The sequence below is a fragment of the Bhargavaea ginsengi genome (genome assembly GCF_900109165.1).
Classification (GTDB): Bacteria; Bacillota; Bacilli; order Bacillales_A; family Planococcaceae; genus Bhargavaea; species Bhargavaea ginsengi.
This window is the reverse complement of the sequence record NZ_FNZF01000001.1, coordinates 526,267-543,570: the sequence shown is the minus strand read 5'-3', so window position 1 is coordinate 543,570 and position 17,304 is coordinate 526,267. Positions and strand designations below refer to the sequence as shown.

14 protein-coding genes are annotated in these 17,304 nt (G+C 55.9%); all 14 read left to right on the top strand.

Features of this window, described 5'->3' with window-relative positions; translation table 11 throughout:
- Positions 1 to 70: 70 nt before the first annotated feature.
- The gene (locus BMX91_RS02590; RefSeq protein WP_092049590.1) at positions 71 to 1,201 is read left to right on the top strand and encodes an ABC transporter ATP-binding protein; all 1,131 of its coding nucleotides are present in this window, start codon (positions 71 to 73) and stop codon (positions 1,199 to 1,201) included.
- Positions 1,198 to 2,130 (top strand): carbohydrate ABC transporter permease, encoded by a 933-nt coding sequence (locus tag BMX91_RS02585; RefSeq protein WP_092049588.1) that lies wholly within the window; start codon positions 1,198 to 1,200, stop codon positions 2,128 to 2,130. Before BMX91_RS02590 ends, BMX91_RS02585 begins: the two co-directional genes overlap by 4 nt.
- Positions 2,131 to 2,132: 2 nt before the next feature.
- Positions 2,133 to 2,945 (top strand): carbohydrate ABC transporter permease, encoded by an 813-nt coding sequence (locus BMX91_RS02580; protein WP_092050739.1) that lies wholly within the window; start codon positions 2,133 to 2,135, stop codon positions 2,943 to 2,945.
- 41 nt (positions 2,946 to 2,986) lie between these two features.
- On the top strand, positions 2,987 to 4,369 hold the full coding sequence (locus tag BMX91_RS02575) for an ABC transporter substrate-binding protein (protein WP_092049585.1): 1,383 nt from the start codon (positions 2,987 to 2,989) through the stop codon (positions 4,367 to 4,369).
- 134 nt (positions 4,370 to 4,503) lie between these two features.
- Positions 4,504 to 7,719, top strand: a complete 3,216-nt coding sequence (locus BMX91_RS02570; RefSeq protein ID WP_092049583.1) for a BTAD domain-containing putative transcriptional regulator — start codon at positions 4,504 to 4,506, stop codon at positions 7,717 to 7,719.
- Positions 7,720 to 8,367: 648 nt separating this feature from the next.
- Entirely contained in the window at positions 8,368 to 9,573 is a 1,206-nt protein-coding gene (locus BMX91_RS02560; protein WP_092049578.1) for a substrate-binding domain-containing protein, read from the top strand.
- Between the two features lie 117 nt (positions 9,574 to 9,690).
- The gene (locus BMX91_RS02555) at positions 9,691 to 10,464 is read left to right on the top strand and encodes an ABC transporter ATP-binding protein (protein WP_092049575.1); all 774 of its coding nucleotides are present in this window, start codon (positions 9,691 to 9,693) and stop codon (positions 10,462 to 10,464) included.
- On the top strand, positions 10,442 to 11,149 hold the full coding sequence (locus tag BMX91_RS02550; protein WP_092049573.1) for an ABC transporter ATP-binding protein: 708 nt from the start codon (positions 10,442 to 10,444) through the stop codon (positions 11,147 to 11,149). Before BMX91_RS02555 ends, BMX91_RS02550 begins: the two co-directional genes overlap by 23 nt.
- A 15-nt stretch (positions 11,150 to 11,164) precedes the next feature.
- Complete coding sequence (locus BMX91_RS02545) at positions 11,165 to 12,028, top strand: branched-chain amino acid ABC transporter permease (protein WP_092049570.1); 864 nt, start codon at positions 11,165 to 11,167, stop codon at positions 12,026 to 12,028.
- Between the two features lie 3 nt (positions 12,029 to 12,031).
- Positions 12,032 to 13,054: a branched-chain amino acid ABC transporter permease gene (locus BMX91_RS02540; RefSeq protein ID WP_092049567.1), complete on the top strand. Its 1,023-nt coding sequence runs from the start codon at positions 12,032 to 12,034 to the stop codon at positions 13,052 to 13,054.
- A gap of 12 nt (positions 13,055 to 13,066) precedes the next feature.
- A complete protein-coding gene (locus BMX91_RS02535; RefSeq protein ID WP_092049565.1) occupies positions 13,067 to 14,077 on the top strand; it encodes a 3-oxoacyl-ACP synthase in 1,011 nt (336 codons plus the stop codon).
- 16 nt (positions 14,078 to 14,093) lie between these two features.
- Positions 14,094 to 15,002 carry an intracellular short-chain-length polyhydroxyalkanoate depolymerase gene (gene phaZ / locus BMX91_RS02530; protein ID WP_092049562.1) on the top strand — a complete coding sequence of 303 codons (909 nt, stop codon included), beginning with the start codon at positions 14,094 to 14,096 and terminating at the stop codon, positions 15,000 to 15,002.
- A complete protein-coding gene (gene fabG, locus BMX91_RS02525; RefSeq protein ID WP_092049560.1) occupies positions 14,992 to 15,732 on the top strand; it encodes a 3-oxoacyl-ACP reductase FabG in 741 nt (246 codons plus the stop codon). Before phaZ ends, fabG begins: the two co-directional genes overlap by 11 nt.
- Before the next feature lie 18 nt (positions 15,733 to 15,750).
- Positions 15,751 to 17,265: an acyl-CoA synthetase gene (locus BMX91_RS02520; protein WP_092049557.1), complete on the top strand. Its 1,515-nt coding sequence runs from the start codon at positions 15,751 to 15,753 to the stop codon at positions 17,263 to 17,265.
- Positions 17,266 to 17,304 lie beyond the last annotated feature (39 nt).

Here is a 17,304-nt window from a genome sequence, read left to right as displayed (position 1 = left end):
TCCGGTACGATTGAGTTACTTGATTAGGCGGAAGATTCTGAGTTTATTGTTGTTAAGGGGGACTGCCTGCTTGAAAAAAGTAGAGCTGATTGATGTATCCAAATCCTATGACCGGCAAAAGGATGTCATCTCAAACATTAATGTGACAATCGAGCCGGGAGAATTTTTTGTGCTTGTGGGGCCGTCGGGCTGCGGGAAAAGTACGATGTTACGGATGATTGCAGGACTGGAGGAAATCACCGGAGGGACACTGAAAATCGGAGAAAAGACAGCGAATCGTCTGCCTCCGAGCAAACGCGACCTGTCCATGGTCTTCCAGAATTATGCGCTTTATCCGCATCTGACGGTAGAGGAAAACATCACATTCGGACTTGATGTCAAAAAAGTGCCGAAGGCTGACCGGAAAAAGCGTGCGCTTGATACCGCGGAGATGCTCGGACTGACCGACTATCTGAAACGCAAGCCCCGTGAGCTATCCGGCGGACAGCGCCAGCGTGTGGCACTGGCCCGTGCAATCGTGAGCGAAGCACCGATCTGCCTCATGGATGAGCCGCTTTCCAACCTGGATGCCAAGCTGCGTGCCCATATGCGCTCGGAGATCCGCCGCATCCAGAAGCGGCTCGGCATCACGATGATCTACGTGACGCATGACCAGGTGGAAGCGATGACGATGGGGGACCGGATCATGATCCTCCATAGCGGGAAGATCCAGCAGATCGGGAGCCCGATCGAGATCTATAACCATCCCGCGAACCCGTTTGTGGCAACATTCATCGGCTCGCCGCCGATGAACCTGGCGGCAGCGGATGTCCGGAAGGAAGCCAGCCTGCTTGTTCTGGCAAATGGGACCGAGATCGTCATGCCCAAAGGGTCACTTGATGAAATTGCCGAAGAGCGGGTGACACTTGGCATCCGGCCGGAGTTTCTCATGCCGCCTGTAACCGGAGAGGGACTTCCGGTGTTCGATGCGGAAGTCACCAATGTCGAGGTGCTCGGGCACGAAACCGTCTTTTCTTTTGTCGCAGGAGAAGGGGAATGGACGGCCAAGTGGAACGGCCAGTGGCAAATCCAGCCGGGTGACCGTATCCCGATCGCCGTCGACACCGGTTCAGCCTGCCTGTTTAGTCTGGAGGACGGCCGTTTGATCAGGAAGGCGGCTGACCGGCAGCGTACTGTCACGAAGGAAGGTGCAGCGCTGTGAGCACGATCCGGGAAGGTGCTGCACAAGTGCCGGCTGAGAAGCGGCCGGGTGTATGGACACGCACGAGGCGCGGCAGGACGGCGCTCCTTTACCTTCTGCCATCATTCATCCTTTTTGGTGTCTTTGTATTTTATCCGATGTTCCGTACGATCTACCTGAGCTTTTTCCTGACTGACCAGAGGGGGGATGCGGCGGTCTTTGTCGGACTGGACAACTACCGTTATCTCCTCGAGTCCGCGGCGTTCCTTAACAGTGCGAAAGCGACAATCCTGTTCGTCCTTTACACCGTGCCTGCCGGCGTGGTCATTGCCTTGTTCCTTGCACTGCTCGCCAATGAAAAGCTGAAGGGAATCGGATTTTTCAGGACGGTTTATTCTTCGACGATGGGTGTGTCAGTCGCAGCGGCCTCTGTCGTATGGCTGTTCATGTTCCACCCGAGCATCGGGATGTTCAACCGGTTCCTGGCACTGTTCGACATCGGCCAGATCCAGTGGCTTTTGGATCCCGACTGGGCTCTGTTCTCGGTCGCCATCTCGACCATCTGGATGAATACCGGCTTCAGCTTCCTGATTCTTCTCGGAGGTCTCCAGAACATCGATGAGCATCTTTATGAAAGCGCGAAAATCGATGGTGCGGGCTATTTTTATCAGCTGAGGCGGATCACGCTGCCGATGCTGTCGCCGACTTTATTTTTCATCATCACGATCTCGCTGATCAACGCTTTCCAGTCATTCGGGCAGATCGACATCCTGACCAAGGGAGGGCCCGCGCAGTCGACCAATCTGATCGTCTACTCCATTTACCGCGAGGCGTTCGTGAACTATCAGTTCGGGACGGCCAGTGCGCAGGCGGTTTTCCTGTTTTTGTGCATCCTTGTCGTGACAATCCTGCAGTTTAAGTTTGGTGAAAGGAAGGTGCATTACCAGTGACGATGAGCCTTCCGAAAAAACTGATCTTCTACACGCTGCTGACGATTTCTGCAATCGTGCTGTTTTTCCCGATTGTCTATGCATTTCTGATCAGCTTCATGACGGGACCCGAACTCATGCAGGGGAAGTTCTTGCCCGAGTCATTCCATCTGGATAACTACATCAAAGTGTTTGACAGGCTTCCGCTCCTGAACTACTTGCTGAACAGCTTTATCGTTTCGGCGGGAGTCATGCTCGGCCAGCTTGCAGTTTGCTCACTTGCAGCCTATGCTTTTGTCTTTATTCCGTTCAAGGGGCGGGACTTTGTGTTCTTCCTGTTTATCTCGACGATGATGATTCCTTGGGAAGCGACGATGATTCCGAACTTTTTCATCATCCAGAACCTGAACTGGCTGAACACTTACCAAGGTCTGACGCTGCCGTTTTTTGCATTGGCATTCGGCACATTCCTGCTGCGGCAGCACTTCAAGACGATTCCGAAAGAACTGCATGAAGCCGCGCAGGTCGCGGGACTCGGCCCGTTCGCGTTTTTCCGTCGGGTGGTTCTTCCGGTATCGAAGACGAGCCTGGTGACACTCGGGGCTTACGGGTTCCTGACGACATGGAATATGTATCTCTGGCCGCTCCTCGTCACGACAAATGATTCGGTCCGGACAGTCCAGATCGGGCTCAAACAGCTCCAGTCCCAGGAAGTCGCAACCGATTGGGGGGTGGTGATGGCAGGGGTCATCGTCGTGATCATTCCGACCCTCCTGCTTTTGTTCCTCGGACAAAAACAGTTGCAGAAGGGACTGACGCAGGGCGCACTGAAGTGAGTGGGATTTACTCATAAAAAAGAAAGAGGGATGAGAATCTGATGAAAAAGTGGCGGTTTGGCTTATTGGTGATGGCGGCTTTTGTCATGCTGGTACTTGCGGCATGTACGAACAGTGATCCGGATGCTGCGCCCGAAACGGATGCAGATGCGGACAGCCAGGAAGAAGGGGAGCAGCAGGAAGCTGCGGTGAATGAAGACGGCAAAGTGGAAATCGAGTTCTGGCACGCGATGTCGGGCGGCGGCCAGGAATCGCTTGATGCCATTGCCGAGGGCTTCAACGAATCCCAGGACAAATACGTTGTCAAACCGGAATTCCAGGGCAGCTACGAAGAACTTCTCACGAAACTCCGCAGCATCGGAGGCACGAAAGACGCGCCTGCCCTCATGCAGGTGTTTGAAATCGGAACGAAGTACATGATCGACAGCGGCTACATCGAGCCGGTCCAGAAATTTATTGATGAGGACGGCTATGACCTGTCCCAGCTTGAGGAAAACATCCTGAACTACTACTCGGTTGATGGTGAACTGTATTCGATGCCGTTCAACTCCTCGACACCGGTCCTCCTATACAACAAAGACGCATTCCGCGAGGCAGGGCTCGATCCTGAAAAGGCACCGGAAACTTTCGCAGACGTCATCCACGCATCTTCCCAGCTGAAGACTGATGAGATGTACGGATTCTCGATGCTGACTTACGGCTGGTTCTTTGAGGAACTGCTCGCGACACAGGGCGGCCTTTATGTGAACGAAGAAAACGGCCGCGCAGGCAATGCGACCGAAGCCGTCTTCAACGGTCCGGAAGGGCTGAACGTCTTCCGCTTCCTCGATACGATGAATAAGGAAGGCACATTCGGCAACTTCGGAACAAATTGGGACGACATCCGTGCGGCATTCTCGTCTGGCAAAGTAGCGATGTACATGGATTCATCGGCCGGCATCGCCAATGCGATCGAATCTTCGCCGTTTGAAGTCGGCGCGGCGTACATCCCGCATGCCGATGAAGTAAAACGCCATGGTGTCATCATCGGCGGCGCGTCGCTCTGGATGTCCAAGGGGATCGCGGACGAAGAACAGCAGGCCGCATGGGAATTCATGAAGTATCTCACCACTCCGGAAATCCAGGCGAAATGGCATCTCGACACCGGTTACTTCGCCATCAATCCGGATGCCTATGAGGAGGACATCGTGAAGGAGAAGTGGGCCGAATATCCGCAGTTCCAGGTGACGGTCAACCAGCTCCAGGATACAGAGCCATCCGTTGTCACACAGGGAGCGCTCATCTCGGTCTTCCCTGAATCCCGTCAGCAGATAGTCACCGCCCTTGAAAATCTCTATCAGGGCGCCGATCCGCAACAGGTTCTTGATGAGGCGGTCGAAGGCACCAATCGTGCGATTGAGATCGCAAACCAGACCAATCAGTAACAGGCTTACCGGCCGGTCCTTTTATAGGGCCGGCTTTTAGTATCTCTGGCAATAGGCCCGGCTATAAAGATGTCATTTAATTCAAATAATTGTTGTGTTACGATGAAAGGACCAAGACGAAAGGGGGAAGCAGAATGTCGGAACAGGAGCTGATCATGACCAAACTGATTGCGCCGGTGCCGCCGTCATCCTATATGCCGAGAGCCGGTCTGAATCGCGCATTCCGGAAAGGGCTGGATGCGCAGACGATGATTGTCCACGGCGGAGCCGGGTACGGGAAAAGCTCGGGACTGGCCAGGTTTTTTGCGGATCAATCGGTCCGGTATTCCTGGTATACCGTTTCTTCGGAGGACGACGACCTGCTTCCATTCCTGCGTCATCTGTTCCGGAGCATCCAGCTGTCGGATCCGGCATTTGATCCGGAAGCGGCATTCGGAGGGAACGAACCGGCTCCCGGCAGGGCGGTTGCGGGAATTCCGGGTGCGTTCGTCAATGAGCTGATGAAAATCCGGGAGCCATTCGCCATTGTCATCGATGACTTCCACCATGTCGACCATGTGTTTGAAATCGACTATTTCATGGAGAAGGTGCTGGAGTTTCTCCCTCCGCAGATCCGGGTGGTCGTCGCATCCCGGATGAAGCCGAAATGGTCGGTGCTGCCGAAGCTCAAACTTTCCGGCCGCCTGTCCGAAGTGGGGGAAGAGATCTTCAGATTTAGCAGGGATGAGATCGAAGTATACTTTGAGGATTATTTCGGCCGCAGGCTGGACGCTGCGGTGGCTGATCAGATTCTGACGCTCACGGAAGGATGGGCGATCGCCGTTCGGCTCATGGCCGACCAGGTCCGGGACGGACAGGAGCGGGAAGAGCCGATTCTGAAGCCGGCTCTGGCCGATCTGTTTTCCTATCTTTCTGAGGATGTCTTTCATTGGATGCCGGCAGATGATCAAAAGGCCCTGCTGGAGTTCAGCATCTTTCCCGCTTTTTCAGATTCCCTGATCCGGGCATTTTACGGTGAGGCCCGGGCAGAAAAGCTGGATGACCTGTCCCGACGTCATGTGTTCATCCAGCCGCTTGGCTCCGGCTCTTACCGGTTCCATGCCCTGTTTCAGCAATTCCTGGAAAACAAATGGAACGACATCCAGCCTGGAAGATTTGAAGAATTGCAGAAAAAGGCCGCCCGTTTTTGCGCGGAGCGCGGCGAAACGATCCAGGCACTGCACCATGCGGAAAAGTCAGGAGATCCGGTTTTCTTCGCGAGTTTCCTTGATGCATATGCGCATGAGGTGGTGGAAGAGGGCAAGTTCGACTGGCTGCTCGACCGCCTGAAAACCTTGCCGGCTCAGGTGAAGGAGACATGGTATGGCCTGTACTGCCATGAGGGGGAATGTTTCCGCTACCGGGCGTTTTATGAAAAGGCAAAGCAGTCCTATTTGCGCTGTGCGAAGCTGGCCGAAGCGGCGGGGGACCGGGTTATGGTCAGCCGGGCAAACGCTGGCATCGCACATATTTATCTGGATACCATTCAGCCGGGAAGCGCCGAACCGTTTTTGCGGAAAGCCATCGTGGAAGCCGAAAACGGTGATGGGACGGACCAAAAAGCGATGGACCGCCTGAAACGGCAATACGCGGAAAACCTCGTAAACCTCGGCAAGGCGGAAGAAGCGGAAACCTGGGCCGCCGATGCCCGGCTCGATGCCACAATCCTTTCTGAAGGAAATCTGGATGTGCGGATTTCTCTGCGGAGAGGAAGGCTTGATGATGCACTTGGTCTTCTGGAACAGCGGACAGGCAACACAGCCCATCTCCCTGACTCACACCGGGAAACGGATCTACTCCTTTCATTCATTTATTCCCTTAAGGGGGAGGCTGAGCGGGCGAAAGAAGCCGCCGGCAAAGGGATTCGTGGCAAGCAGTCGGCATTTGTCGGCGCGGTGGCGAGAATGCGGAAAGGCCATGCGGAATTTCTGGAGGATCCGTATGACCTCCGGACCCCTGAACGGCTGTATCTGGACGCCATCGGCATCATGGAAGAGCTGAACGTCACCCGTGGAACGGCCGAAGCGTATCTGGGTCTCGCGATGCTGCGGGCTTCGGAAGGTCGGTTTGACGAGGCGCTTTCCTGTGCGGAAAAGGGGCTTGCCGAGACAGAATCCGTCGATGATCAGTGGCTGTCGGCCATCATACTCATTGGCATCTCGGTGATCCGTGCACGGATGGAGGAATGGGGGCTGTCCGGCGACGCGGCCGAAAAGGCCCGCTCGCTGTTCATCAGGAGCGGAGATACATTTGGCAGGATGGCATCGGCGTTCTGGATGGCGCACTCGGCGTTCCGCAATGGGGATGAAGTGCGATTTTACTCGGATTTTGAAGAGTTCGGCCGTTTGCTGACGGAGCACGGCTACGAGTTTTTTATCCGACGCAGAACATTAATGGCGCCAGTGGGGATGGAAACCATGCAGGCCATGATCGCCCGTGCTGCCGCAGCTGAAAGTCCGGGATCGGCTGCACGTCTGGCAGAAATCACCGGAACGGAGACCGGTGTGAGGTATCCCGTCCATAACCTGTTTGTCCGGCTGTCAGGGCCGTTCATCCTGTACCGGGATGGCCGTGAAGTACCGGACAGGGAGTGGAAGCGGGATAAATCGAAGGAACTCCTCGCTTACTTGTGTCTGAACCGGGACCGCTATATCCCAAAAGAGGAATTGCTGCATGCGCTTTGGGCGGATGCGGACGAGAAGTCGGCCGACCGGGATTTCAAGGTGGCGCTGAACGCGCTTCTGAAAGTATTGGAACCGGACCGGAATGCGCGTGAGGAGCCCTTCTTCATCAGTCGGCGGAAGACGATGTACCGGCTGAATCCTGAAAGCAGTCTGGTCACGGACGTCGAGCTGTTCAGGAAATATGCAGAAGCGGGCATCCGTGAACGGCGGGCGGAAGACGCAAAAGAAAAGCTCGAAAAAGCGATATACCGATATGGCGGCGTCTTGTTCGGAGAAAAGCCCGCGACAGACTGGATCCGAACGGAACGGGAAAGCCATGCCCGGCTCCGGCTGGACGTGATGGAGCGTTTGGCACAGTCCTGCACCCGGCTCGAAGAATACGATGAAGTCATCGGCTGGTCCGAAAAACTCCTCGAGGCAGATGAAACGAGGGAAGAAGCCTACCGCCTCCTGATCTATGCCAACTACCGGCTGGGCAGGCGGTCCCGTGCCATTCGCTGGTTTGAACGGTGCAGGGACGTCTTCGACCGCGAGCTCGGCATCGAACCGATGGAGCCGACCATCCGCATGTACGAAATGGTCCTGGAAGCAACCGAAACGAATGAAGAGTTTATAGAAGAAACATGAGCATATTCAAATAGCTGATTAAAAAGAAGGATCCGAACCTTCTCGAATCTGCTTCGCATTAGCTTTGGGCGAAGGGGATTTGGGGAGGTTTTTTGTCATGCGGGAAAGCGGTGGCGGGGGGCGTGAGGCTGACCTGCGATTCACTTTGGAGCAAGCTTGCCGGGCTGATGTCTATGGAAGAACTTTATCCGGCGGTGGAAGATGATCGCGCATTATGGCGGTTTCGTCATTCGCGGTGCTAGTTTCGTCATTCGGAGGCTCAGTTTCGTCATTCGAAGTCCTGATTTCGTCATTCATCCTAATGCAGGGCGCGAATGACGAGATTACCCGGTCGAATGACGAGATTAACCTGTTGAATGACGAGACTGGAAGGATGAATGACGAAATTACCGCCTTTTGCTCGCAGACGCCAATCTTCGTATTTGTGCTCCGCAACGCTTCGCATTTGCACGCAGCAGCCAATCTTCGTCTTTGTGCTCCGCAATGCTCCGCAACGCTATCGCTTATGCTCGCAGAAGATCGTCCGCTACGCTTTTGCTCGCAGACACCCATCTTCGTGTGGGTGTCTGCAACTCATTTGCAACTCTTTCGATCTATGATGTAGACAGTTCAGAAAGCGTTTACAAAACAGCGGAGGAGGAGTGCAAGTTGAAGAGAGTTGCAGGTTTGCTCAGTCTCGCATGTGTGCTGGTGTTTTCGGCAGCCTGTTCGGACAGCGGTGCCGATGAAGTGGAAGGTAGCGGCAGCGATGAAACGATCAAGGTCGGTGTCCTGGCCTCATTGACCGGCGCGCTTGAGTCGTACGGAAAGCAGACACAACGAGGATTCGACCTCGGTCTGGAATATGCGACCGACGGATCGATGGAAGTCAACGGCAAGAAAATCGAAGTGGTCTACGAAGATACGGAAACCAAGCCGGAAGTAGCTGTTCAGAAAGCGACAAAGCTCCTCGAGGAAGATGAAGTGGACTTCCTTGTCGGATCGTCCAGCTCCGGTGACACGCTCGCGGTCCTGCCGCTCGCGGAAGAGTATGAAAAAGTTATGATCGTCGAGCCGGCGGTCGCTGACAGCATCACCGGCTCTGAGTTCAACAAGTACCTGTTCCGCACGGCGAGGAACTCCTCGCAGGACGCTGTGGCGGGAGCGGCTTCGATCGCCGGTGAAGGCGTGAAGATCGCGACTTTCGCACCGGACTACTCGTTCGGCTGGGATGGTGTGGAGGCATTCAAGAACGCTGCAGAGGACCTTGGCGCGGAGATCGTCCTTGAAGAGTATGCCGATCCGGCAGCCACCGACTTCACGGCGAACCTCCAGAAAATAATCGAGTCGGATCCGGATTACCTGTTCGTCGTCTGGGCAGGCGCGAACTCCCCTTGGAACCAGATTTCCGACATGAAGCTTCAGGAAAAAGGAATCAAGATTTCCACCGGTGCACCGGACATTCCGGCACTGTCCGTCATGGAACCGCTTGTTGGCATGGAAGGGTTCTCGGTTTACTACCACACACTGCCTGACAACGAAGTGAACGACTGGCTCGTCAAGGAACACACGGACCGCTTTGATGGTGAAGTGCCTGACCTATTTACGCCGGGCGGCATGTCGGCTGCGATCGCCATCGTAGAAGCACTCGAACAGACGGAAGGGGAAACGGATGCAGACCAGCTGATTGAGGTTATGGAAGGCATGTCGTTTGAAACGCCGAAAGGCACGATGACTTTCCGTGAAGAAGACCATCAGGCGCTGCAGACCCTTTATGCGATCAAGCTGGAACAGCAGGAAGGGGTCCCGTATCCGGTGCCTGTGCTGATCCGCGAACTCTCGCCTGAGGAGACCGAGCCTCCGATCATGAACTGATTGGGCTCCCGGAAAGAAAGACGGAAAGCAGACGGCACCCGCCGTCCCGCCTTTCCGGATGCACACCACTCCGGCGTGCGTCCGGAAGGGCGGAACAATTGAGGGGAGGATTCAGATATGGAACCGATATTGCAAACAGAAAACCTGACGATCCGATTTGGCGGACATACCGCCGTTGACCACGTGAACTTCACCCTGCCGCCGAAAGAATTCAAGTCGGTGATCGGGCCGAACGGTGCGGGCAAGACGACCTTTTTCAACCTGATCAGCGGCGAACTGAAGCCGACGGAAGGCAGTGTGTACTTCAAGGGCCGGCTGATCGATAGTCTGTCTCCTGTTGAAAGGACGCGGTTGGGCCTCGGGCGGTCGTTCCAGATCACGAACGTATTTCCGAACCTGACCGTACTGGAGAATGTACGGCTGGCGGTCCAGTCGAGGGAAGGGGTCCGGTATAACCCGTTCCGCCACTACAGTTCCTATAAGAAATTCACGGAAGAGTCGATGGAGATCTTATCGACCGTCCTTCTTGACGGCAAGGCGGACGCCATCGCCAGCCAGATTTCCCACGGTGAGAAGCGGAAGCTGGAAATTGCCATGCTGCTCGCACTTGATACCGAAGTGCTGCTTCTGGATGAACCCACTGCAGGGATGTCACTGGAAGAAGTGCCGTCCATTCTGAATGTCATCCGGAAAATCAAGGAAGGCGGGGATAAAACCGTCCTCCTGATCGAGCACAAGATGGACATGATCCTGGATCTCTCGGACTCGATTATGGTGCTGTTCAACGGACAGCTCCTGGCAGACGGGACACCTGAAGAAATCATGCAGAATGAAACCGTACAAAATGCCTACCTGGGAGGGATGCCCCATGAGCAGACTGCTCACGCTTGAGAACGTCCACACCCATATCGGACAGTACCACATCCTTCAGGGTGTTTCGCTGACAGCTGAAGAGGGCGAGGTTACCGTGCTGCTCGGCCGGAATGGCGCGGGGAAGACAACAACACTTCGGACGATCATGGGACTTAACCCGGCCTCATCAGGCACGATCCATTATGACGGGCAGGACATCACGAAGCTGCCGACATTTTCTGTAGCGAACGGGGGCATTGGCTACGTGCCCGAAGACCAGGCGGTTTTCACAACGCTAACCGTCGAGGAAAACCTGAAAGTCGCAATGCGCAAGGAGGATGAGGCTGCAATGGCCCGCCAGGATTATGTCCTGACCCTGTTCCCGGACCTGAAGAAGTTCTGGAAAAAGGAAGGCGGCCATCTGTCGGGCGGCCAAAAGCAGATGCTCGCGATGGCGAGGGCATTCGTCAATGACAACAGGCTCATGCTGATCGACGAACCATCCAAGGGACTCGCCCCGATTGTGATCGAATCCGTCATGGAAGCGATCCGGGAGATGAAAAAGCAGACCACGATCGTCCTCGTCGAGCAGAACTTCTCGATGGCTGCCGGGGTCGGCGATACGTACACACTGATTGACGACGGAAAGACGGTCCAAAACGGCCGCATGGAAGAGCTGGTGCGGGATGAAGAACTGAAGAGGACATATCTGGGGATCGCCTGAAGGGAGGCAATGTAAATGGGTTTACTAATGAATCTTACAGTCAATGGACTTGCCACGGGCATGCTGATTTTTCTGCTCGCAGCCGGACTGACGCTCATTTTCGGCCTGATGAGCGTATTGAACTTTGCCCACGGCGGACTGTTCGCCTGGGGAGCCTTTAGCGGCGTCTTTTTCTACGGGATCACCGGAAGCTTCATCATTTCCGTTGTCGGCGCGATCCTGACGGGCATTGTCCTCGGTTTTATCACAGAGAAGCTGATCATCAAACCCGTGTACGGGAACCATGTCCAGCAGATCCTGATCACGCTCGGTTTCATGCTCGTCCTGTCTGAAATGCTGAAAGTCGTCTTCGGGCCGAATCAGATCGCGGCGAAGACACCCGATTACCTTTCGGGAAGCTGGGAGGTGGGCGGTGTCATCCTGATCAAATACCGCCTGTTCATCATCCTCATCGGAATTATCGTATTCGCCATCGTCCAGTTCATCCTGAAACGGACGAAGATCGGGCTGATCGTCAGGGCCGGCGTCATCAACAAAGAGATGGTGCAGGCACTCGGCATCGATATCAATAAAGTCTTCCTGTACGTCTTCATGGCGGGGGCTGCGCTCGCGGCGCTGGCCGGAGCGCTCATGGCACCTTATTCCGGTGTTGTGTATGCGGAGATGGGGCTTGAATTTGCCATACTCGCATTTATCGTCGTCGTGATCGGCGGAATGGGCAGCTTCCCGGGGTCACTTCTGGCGGCCATCCTGGTCGGGCTTGCCGGGAGTTATATGGCTTACTTCGTCCCGTCGCTGTCTCTCGCGGTGAACATGATCCTGATGGCAGTCGTGCTCATCTTCAGGCCGCAGGGACTATTCACGGCAAAGGAGGCATGACTGATGATATCCAAACTTCAAGGAAAGAACTTCTGGCTGATCATCCTGGCTGCAGTGCTTGCCGCCTTCCCGTTTTTCTCGGACTCCAGGACGATGACCATTTTACTGACGCAGATCTTCATCTTCGCCATCCTGGCGATGAGCTATGACATCCTGCTCGGCTACACAGGCATCGTCTCGTTCGGCCACGCGATGTTCTTCGGTGTTGGTGCCTACACGACTGCGGTCATACTGGACCGGATGGAGCCGACGCTCGGCATGTTCATCCTGTCGGTCGGGGCGGGGATGCTGATCGCAGGCATTCTCAGCTTTATTGCAGGGCTGCTGACGCTGCGGCTGAAAAGCCACTTTTATGCCATGTTCACATTGGCGCTTTCCGGACTGTTCCTGGTCGCTGCGGAAAAGTGGCGGACGGTCACGAACGGAAATGACGGATTTACCTTCCGCGCTCCTGAGCTTTTCCAGGACCGGACGATGTTCTATTTGGCGGCGCTCGGCTGCCTGGTCCTCGTCTATCTGATCCTGTCCCGTTTTGTCGCCTCGCCGATGGGCCGCGTGCTCATCGCCGTGAGGGAGAACGAACAGCGGACAGCGTCACTCGGATACAAGACACTTCACTACAAAGTGACGGCATCGGTCGTCGCAGGCGTGTTTGCAAGCCTTGCCGGGTCGCTCTATTCGGTCTCGCTCCGCTTCGTCAACACAAGTGTCATGACGATGGATATCACGCTTGATGCCCTGCTCATGACGATCATCGGCGGAGTGGGCACACTGATCGGACCGATCCTCGGTGCCACTGTCATCGAATTTGCACAACATTACCTGTCGGGACTTGCCCGTGACTACCCGATTTTCGAGCGGTGGATCATCTTCTTCGGAATCGTCTATATCCTGGCGGTGATCTTCTTCCCGCAGGGGATCGTCGGCTGGTTCCGGCAGATCAGGGCAAAGCGCCTCGGCAAGCGGGAAGCCGCGATCCGGGCGAAGCAGCCGGTCCTGAAGGCCAAGGCAGAAGAAAATGGATAAAGGGGCAGAGCCATGTCAGTCGGAATCTTAAGCACGGGAATGTATATACCGGAAACCTACTTTGATGCGCAGCAGCTGGCGGAGATGACCGGCCTTCCGGAAGAGGTGGTCCGGACAAAACTCGGCATCAACCGGATTCCCGTACCGGGAAAGGACGATCATACGGCGGCGATGGGCATCAGGGCCGCACGGGAGGCGATCCGCAAAGCGGGGATTGACGCGAAGGAAATCGACCTCATCATCTATATCGGCGAAGAGCACAAGGAATATCCGCTCTGGACCGCCGCGATCAAGATGCAGGAAGAACTCGGTGCCCATCACGCATGGGGGTTTGATGCCGCCATGCGGTGCGGGACGACCATCATGGCGATGAAGGTGGCCGCTGCCCTCATGGAGTCGGACCCGGACATCCGGACGGTGCTTCTCGCCGGCGGATACCGAAATGGTGACTTCATCGACTATGGCAATGAGCGGACCCGGTTCATGTTCAACCTGGCGGCAGGTGGCGGGGCGATGATCCTCCGCAAAGACCTGGGGCGAAACACCGTTCTTCAGGGAGACATCATCACGGACGGATCATTTTCGGAGGATGTCGTCGTGCCGGTCGGCGGAACGATGCAGCCGCTGACCGAAGAATCTCTCCGTGACGGCCTTTACCGTCTGGATGTCCTGGATCCGGAAGGGATGAAGATGCGGCTGGCACAACGGTCGATGGAGAACTTTCTGAAGGTAATCCGGGGATCGCTGGCGAAGAGCGGCTATACGGATGCCGATATCGATTATCTCGGTATCCTCCATATGAAGCGGTCCGCTCATGACTATGTCCTCGGCCAGCTCGGCCTGAGCGATGACCAATCTGTTTACCTGGATGATTATGGCCATATCGGCCAGTTCGACCAGATCCTTTCGCTGGAACTCGCGGAGCGGCAGGGAAAGCTGAAAGATGGAGACGTCGCCGTACTGGTCAGCGCCGGGATCGGCTATGCGTGGGGTGCGATGACAGTCAGGTGGGGGCCGGAATGACAAGGGGGAATTTGGATTGGCTTTAAAAGAAGTCAGACTCGGAAACGGCGAGACGATCACCTACAGGGAGCGGCCGGGCGGTGATGAAGTCATCGTGCTGGTCCACGGAAACATGACATCCTCGAAGCACTGGGACATCCTGATTGATGCGCTCGATCCGATGTACACGGTCATTGCGCCGGATCTGAGGGGGTTTGGCGAATCCTCCTACAATAAGAGGATCACATCCATCAGGGATTTCTCGGAGGACCTGCATGACTTCACGCAACAGCTCGGCCTCGAGAAGTTCAGCCTGGCGGGCTGGTCGACGGGCGGAGCGGTGGCGATGCAGTTCACGGCAGACCACCCGGACCCGGTCCAAAAACTGGTCCTCCTGGCTTCTGCCTCGACACGGGGGTATCCGTTCTACGGCGTGAAACCGGACGGGAGCCCGGATCCGGAAAAGCGTCTCCGGACCATCGAAGAAATCGAAGCGGACCCGGCTAAGACGAAGCCGATGCAAGAGCTGTACGATACGAAAAACAGGGATGGTCTGAAAGCGGTCTGGAATGCGGCGATCTATACAAAGCGGCAGCCGGATCCGGAACGCTATGACATGTATGTCGACGACATGCTGACACAGCGGAATCTGGCCGACGTATATCACGCGCTGAATACGTTCAACATCAGCAACGCCCACAATGGACTGACGGAAGGGACCGATCAGGCAAAGGACATCCGGATACCAGTCCTCGTCCTGCGCGGTGACCGGGACCTGGTAGTCACCAAGGAGATGGCGGATGAAATCATGGCGGACCTCGGGGACAATGCGGTGTTCGTCTCCCTGGAAGACAACGGCCACTCCCCGCTGGTCGATGACCTGGACGGACTAAAGAAATCCATTGAAACATTCTTGGCAGAGAAGGTGAAGCAGCATGAGGCTTGAAGGGAAAACAGCGATCATCACGGGCGGCGCGAACGGTATCGGTCTTGCCGCCGGCAGACGCTTTGCGGAAGAAGGGGCCAGGGTCATCCTGGCTGATTTTGACGAACAGGCGGGCCGGGAAGCGGAAGAGCAGCTAAAGGCAGACGGCCTGGACGTCCGGTTTATCCGTGTGAACGTCGCCGACCGTGAAAGTGTCGACCAGATGGTGAAGGAGACGCTGAGCGTCTCCGGACGTATAGACGTGCTTGTCAACAATGCCGGCATCACAAGGGATGCGACGCTCATGAAGATGACCGCAGAACAGTGGCAGCAGGTGCTTGATGTCAATCTGACAGGTGTCTTCAACTGCACGCAGGCAGTCGCGGCCCATATGACGGAGCAGGGAAGCGGCAAGATCATCAACACTTCGTCTGTAAGCGGCGTCTACGGCAACTTTGGGCAGACCAACTACGCCGCGTCCAAAGCGGCGGTTGTCGGCATGACGAAGACGTGGGCAAAAGAGCTCGGCCGCAAGGGCATCAATGTCAACGCCGTCGCCCCGGGCTTCACAATGACGGCGATGGTCGCCAAAATGCCGGAGAAGGTGATTGAGCAGATGGAAGGCGGCATATCTCTCAGGCGGCTCGGCCAACCGGAAGATATTGCGAATGCCTATCTGTTCCTGGCTTCGGATGAATCCGCCTATGTGCACGGCCATGTGCTCCAGGTGGACGGCGGCATCATGATGTAACAAAAGGAGGAGAGCGGAATGTACCCGGATCACGGATGGATCATGAAGCGGGCGGAAATCACGCCGGACAGCACGGCCCTTGTCGATGTACATACCGGACAGCGCTGGTCCTATGGGGAGCTTGCCGGCAGGACGGCCGCCTATATGGAACGGTTCCGTTCGGCCGGTCTCCGGAAAGGGGAGCGGGTCGCGGTATTGTCACATAACCGGATCGACCTGTTCGCCGTGCTGTTTGCCTGCGCAGGCAGGGGGCTGATTTACGTACCGATGAACTGGCGGCTCAGTGAAAGCGAGCTCCGGTACATTGTGGGCGACAGCGGGCCGTCGATTTTGCTGCACGATGACGACCACGCCGGCCGTGCAGCCGGGCTCGGCGTTCCATTCGGCCCGCTTGATTCCGGCCAGGCAACATCCGCGAACCTCCGTTCAGAACACGTACCGAGCCGCCTGGATGATCCGTGGATGATGATTTATACGGGAGGGACGACGGGGCGCCCCAAAGGGGTTGTGCTCACATTCGAATCGGTCAACTGGAACGCCATCAACACAATCATCAGCTGGAATCTGTCGGGTCGCGATTGCACGCTCAACTACATGCCGCTTTTCCACACTGGCGGCCTGAATGCACTTAGCCTCCCGGTTCTTATGGCCGGCGGTACCGTCGTCATCGGCCGGAAGTTCGATCCGGAAGAGGCGATACGGGCGCTAAATGACCACCGGACGACCATTTCCCTGTTTGTCCCGACGATGCACCAGGCGATGCTTGATACCGAATTGTTCTGGGAAACCGACTTTCCCTCTGTTGATGTCTTCCTGTCCGGAGGCGCGCCGTGCCCTTCAACCGTGTACGATGCCTACCGGAAAAAGGGCGTCCGCTTCAGGGAAGGGTACGGCATGACGGAAGCAGGCCCGAATAATTTCATCATCGATGCCGATACGGCAATGAAGAAAAGGGGAGCCGTCGGGAAAAGCATGCAGTTCAATGAAGTCCGCATCGTCGACGCACAAGGAAGACTGTGCAGCTCCGGTGAAGTGGGAGAACTCCAACTGCGGGGCCGCCACCTGTTCTCCCATTATTGGAACAATGATGAGGCTACCCGAGATTCCTTGCGGGATGGCTGGTTCAGCACAGGCGACCTTGCCAGCCGTGATGAAGAAGGGGACCACTTTATCGTCGGCCGGAAAAAGGAAATGATCATCTCAGGTGGGGAGAACATCTACCCGCAGGAGGTCGAGCAGTGCCTGATCAGCCATGACGGAGTCAAGGAAATTGCGGTCATTGGAACTGCCGACCGGAAGTGGGGGGAGCGGGTCGTGGCGTTTGTCGTGGCCCATCCGGCGAACGTTCCCAAAACCGAAGAACTGCTGAGCCACTGCGCGCGGACGCTCGGAAGCTATAAGGTGCCCAAAGATTTCTTCTTTGTGGAAGAGCTGCCGAAGACCGATATCGGGAAAATCGATAAAAAGCGGTTGTCTGCCATGGCGGAAGAATTGAAAAAGGAAGAAATGCAAAACCCGGGTCAGAGCGGCTGACCCGGGTTTTTCTGTGTGCATTTAAGGGGGCGGCTAACT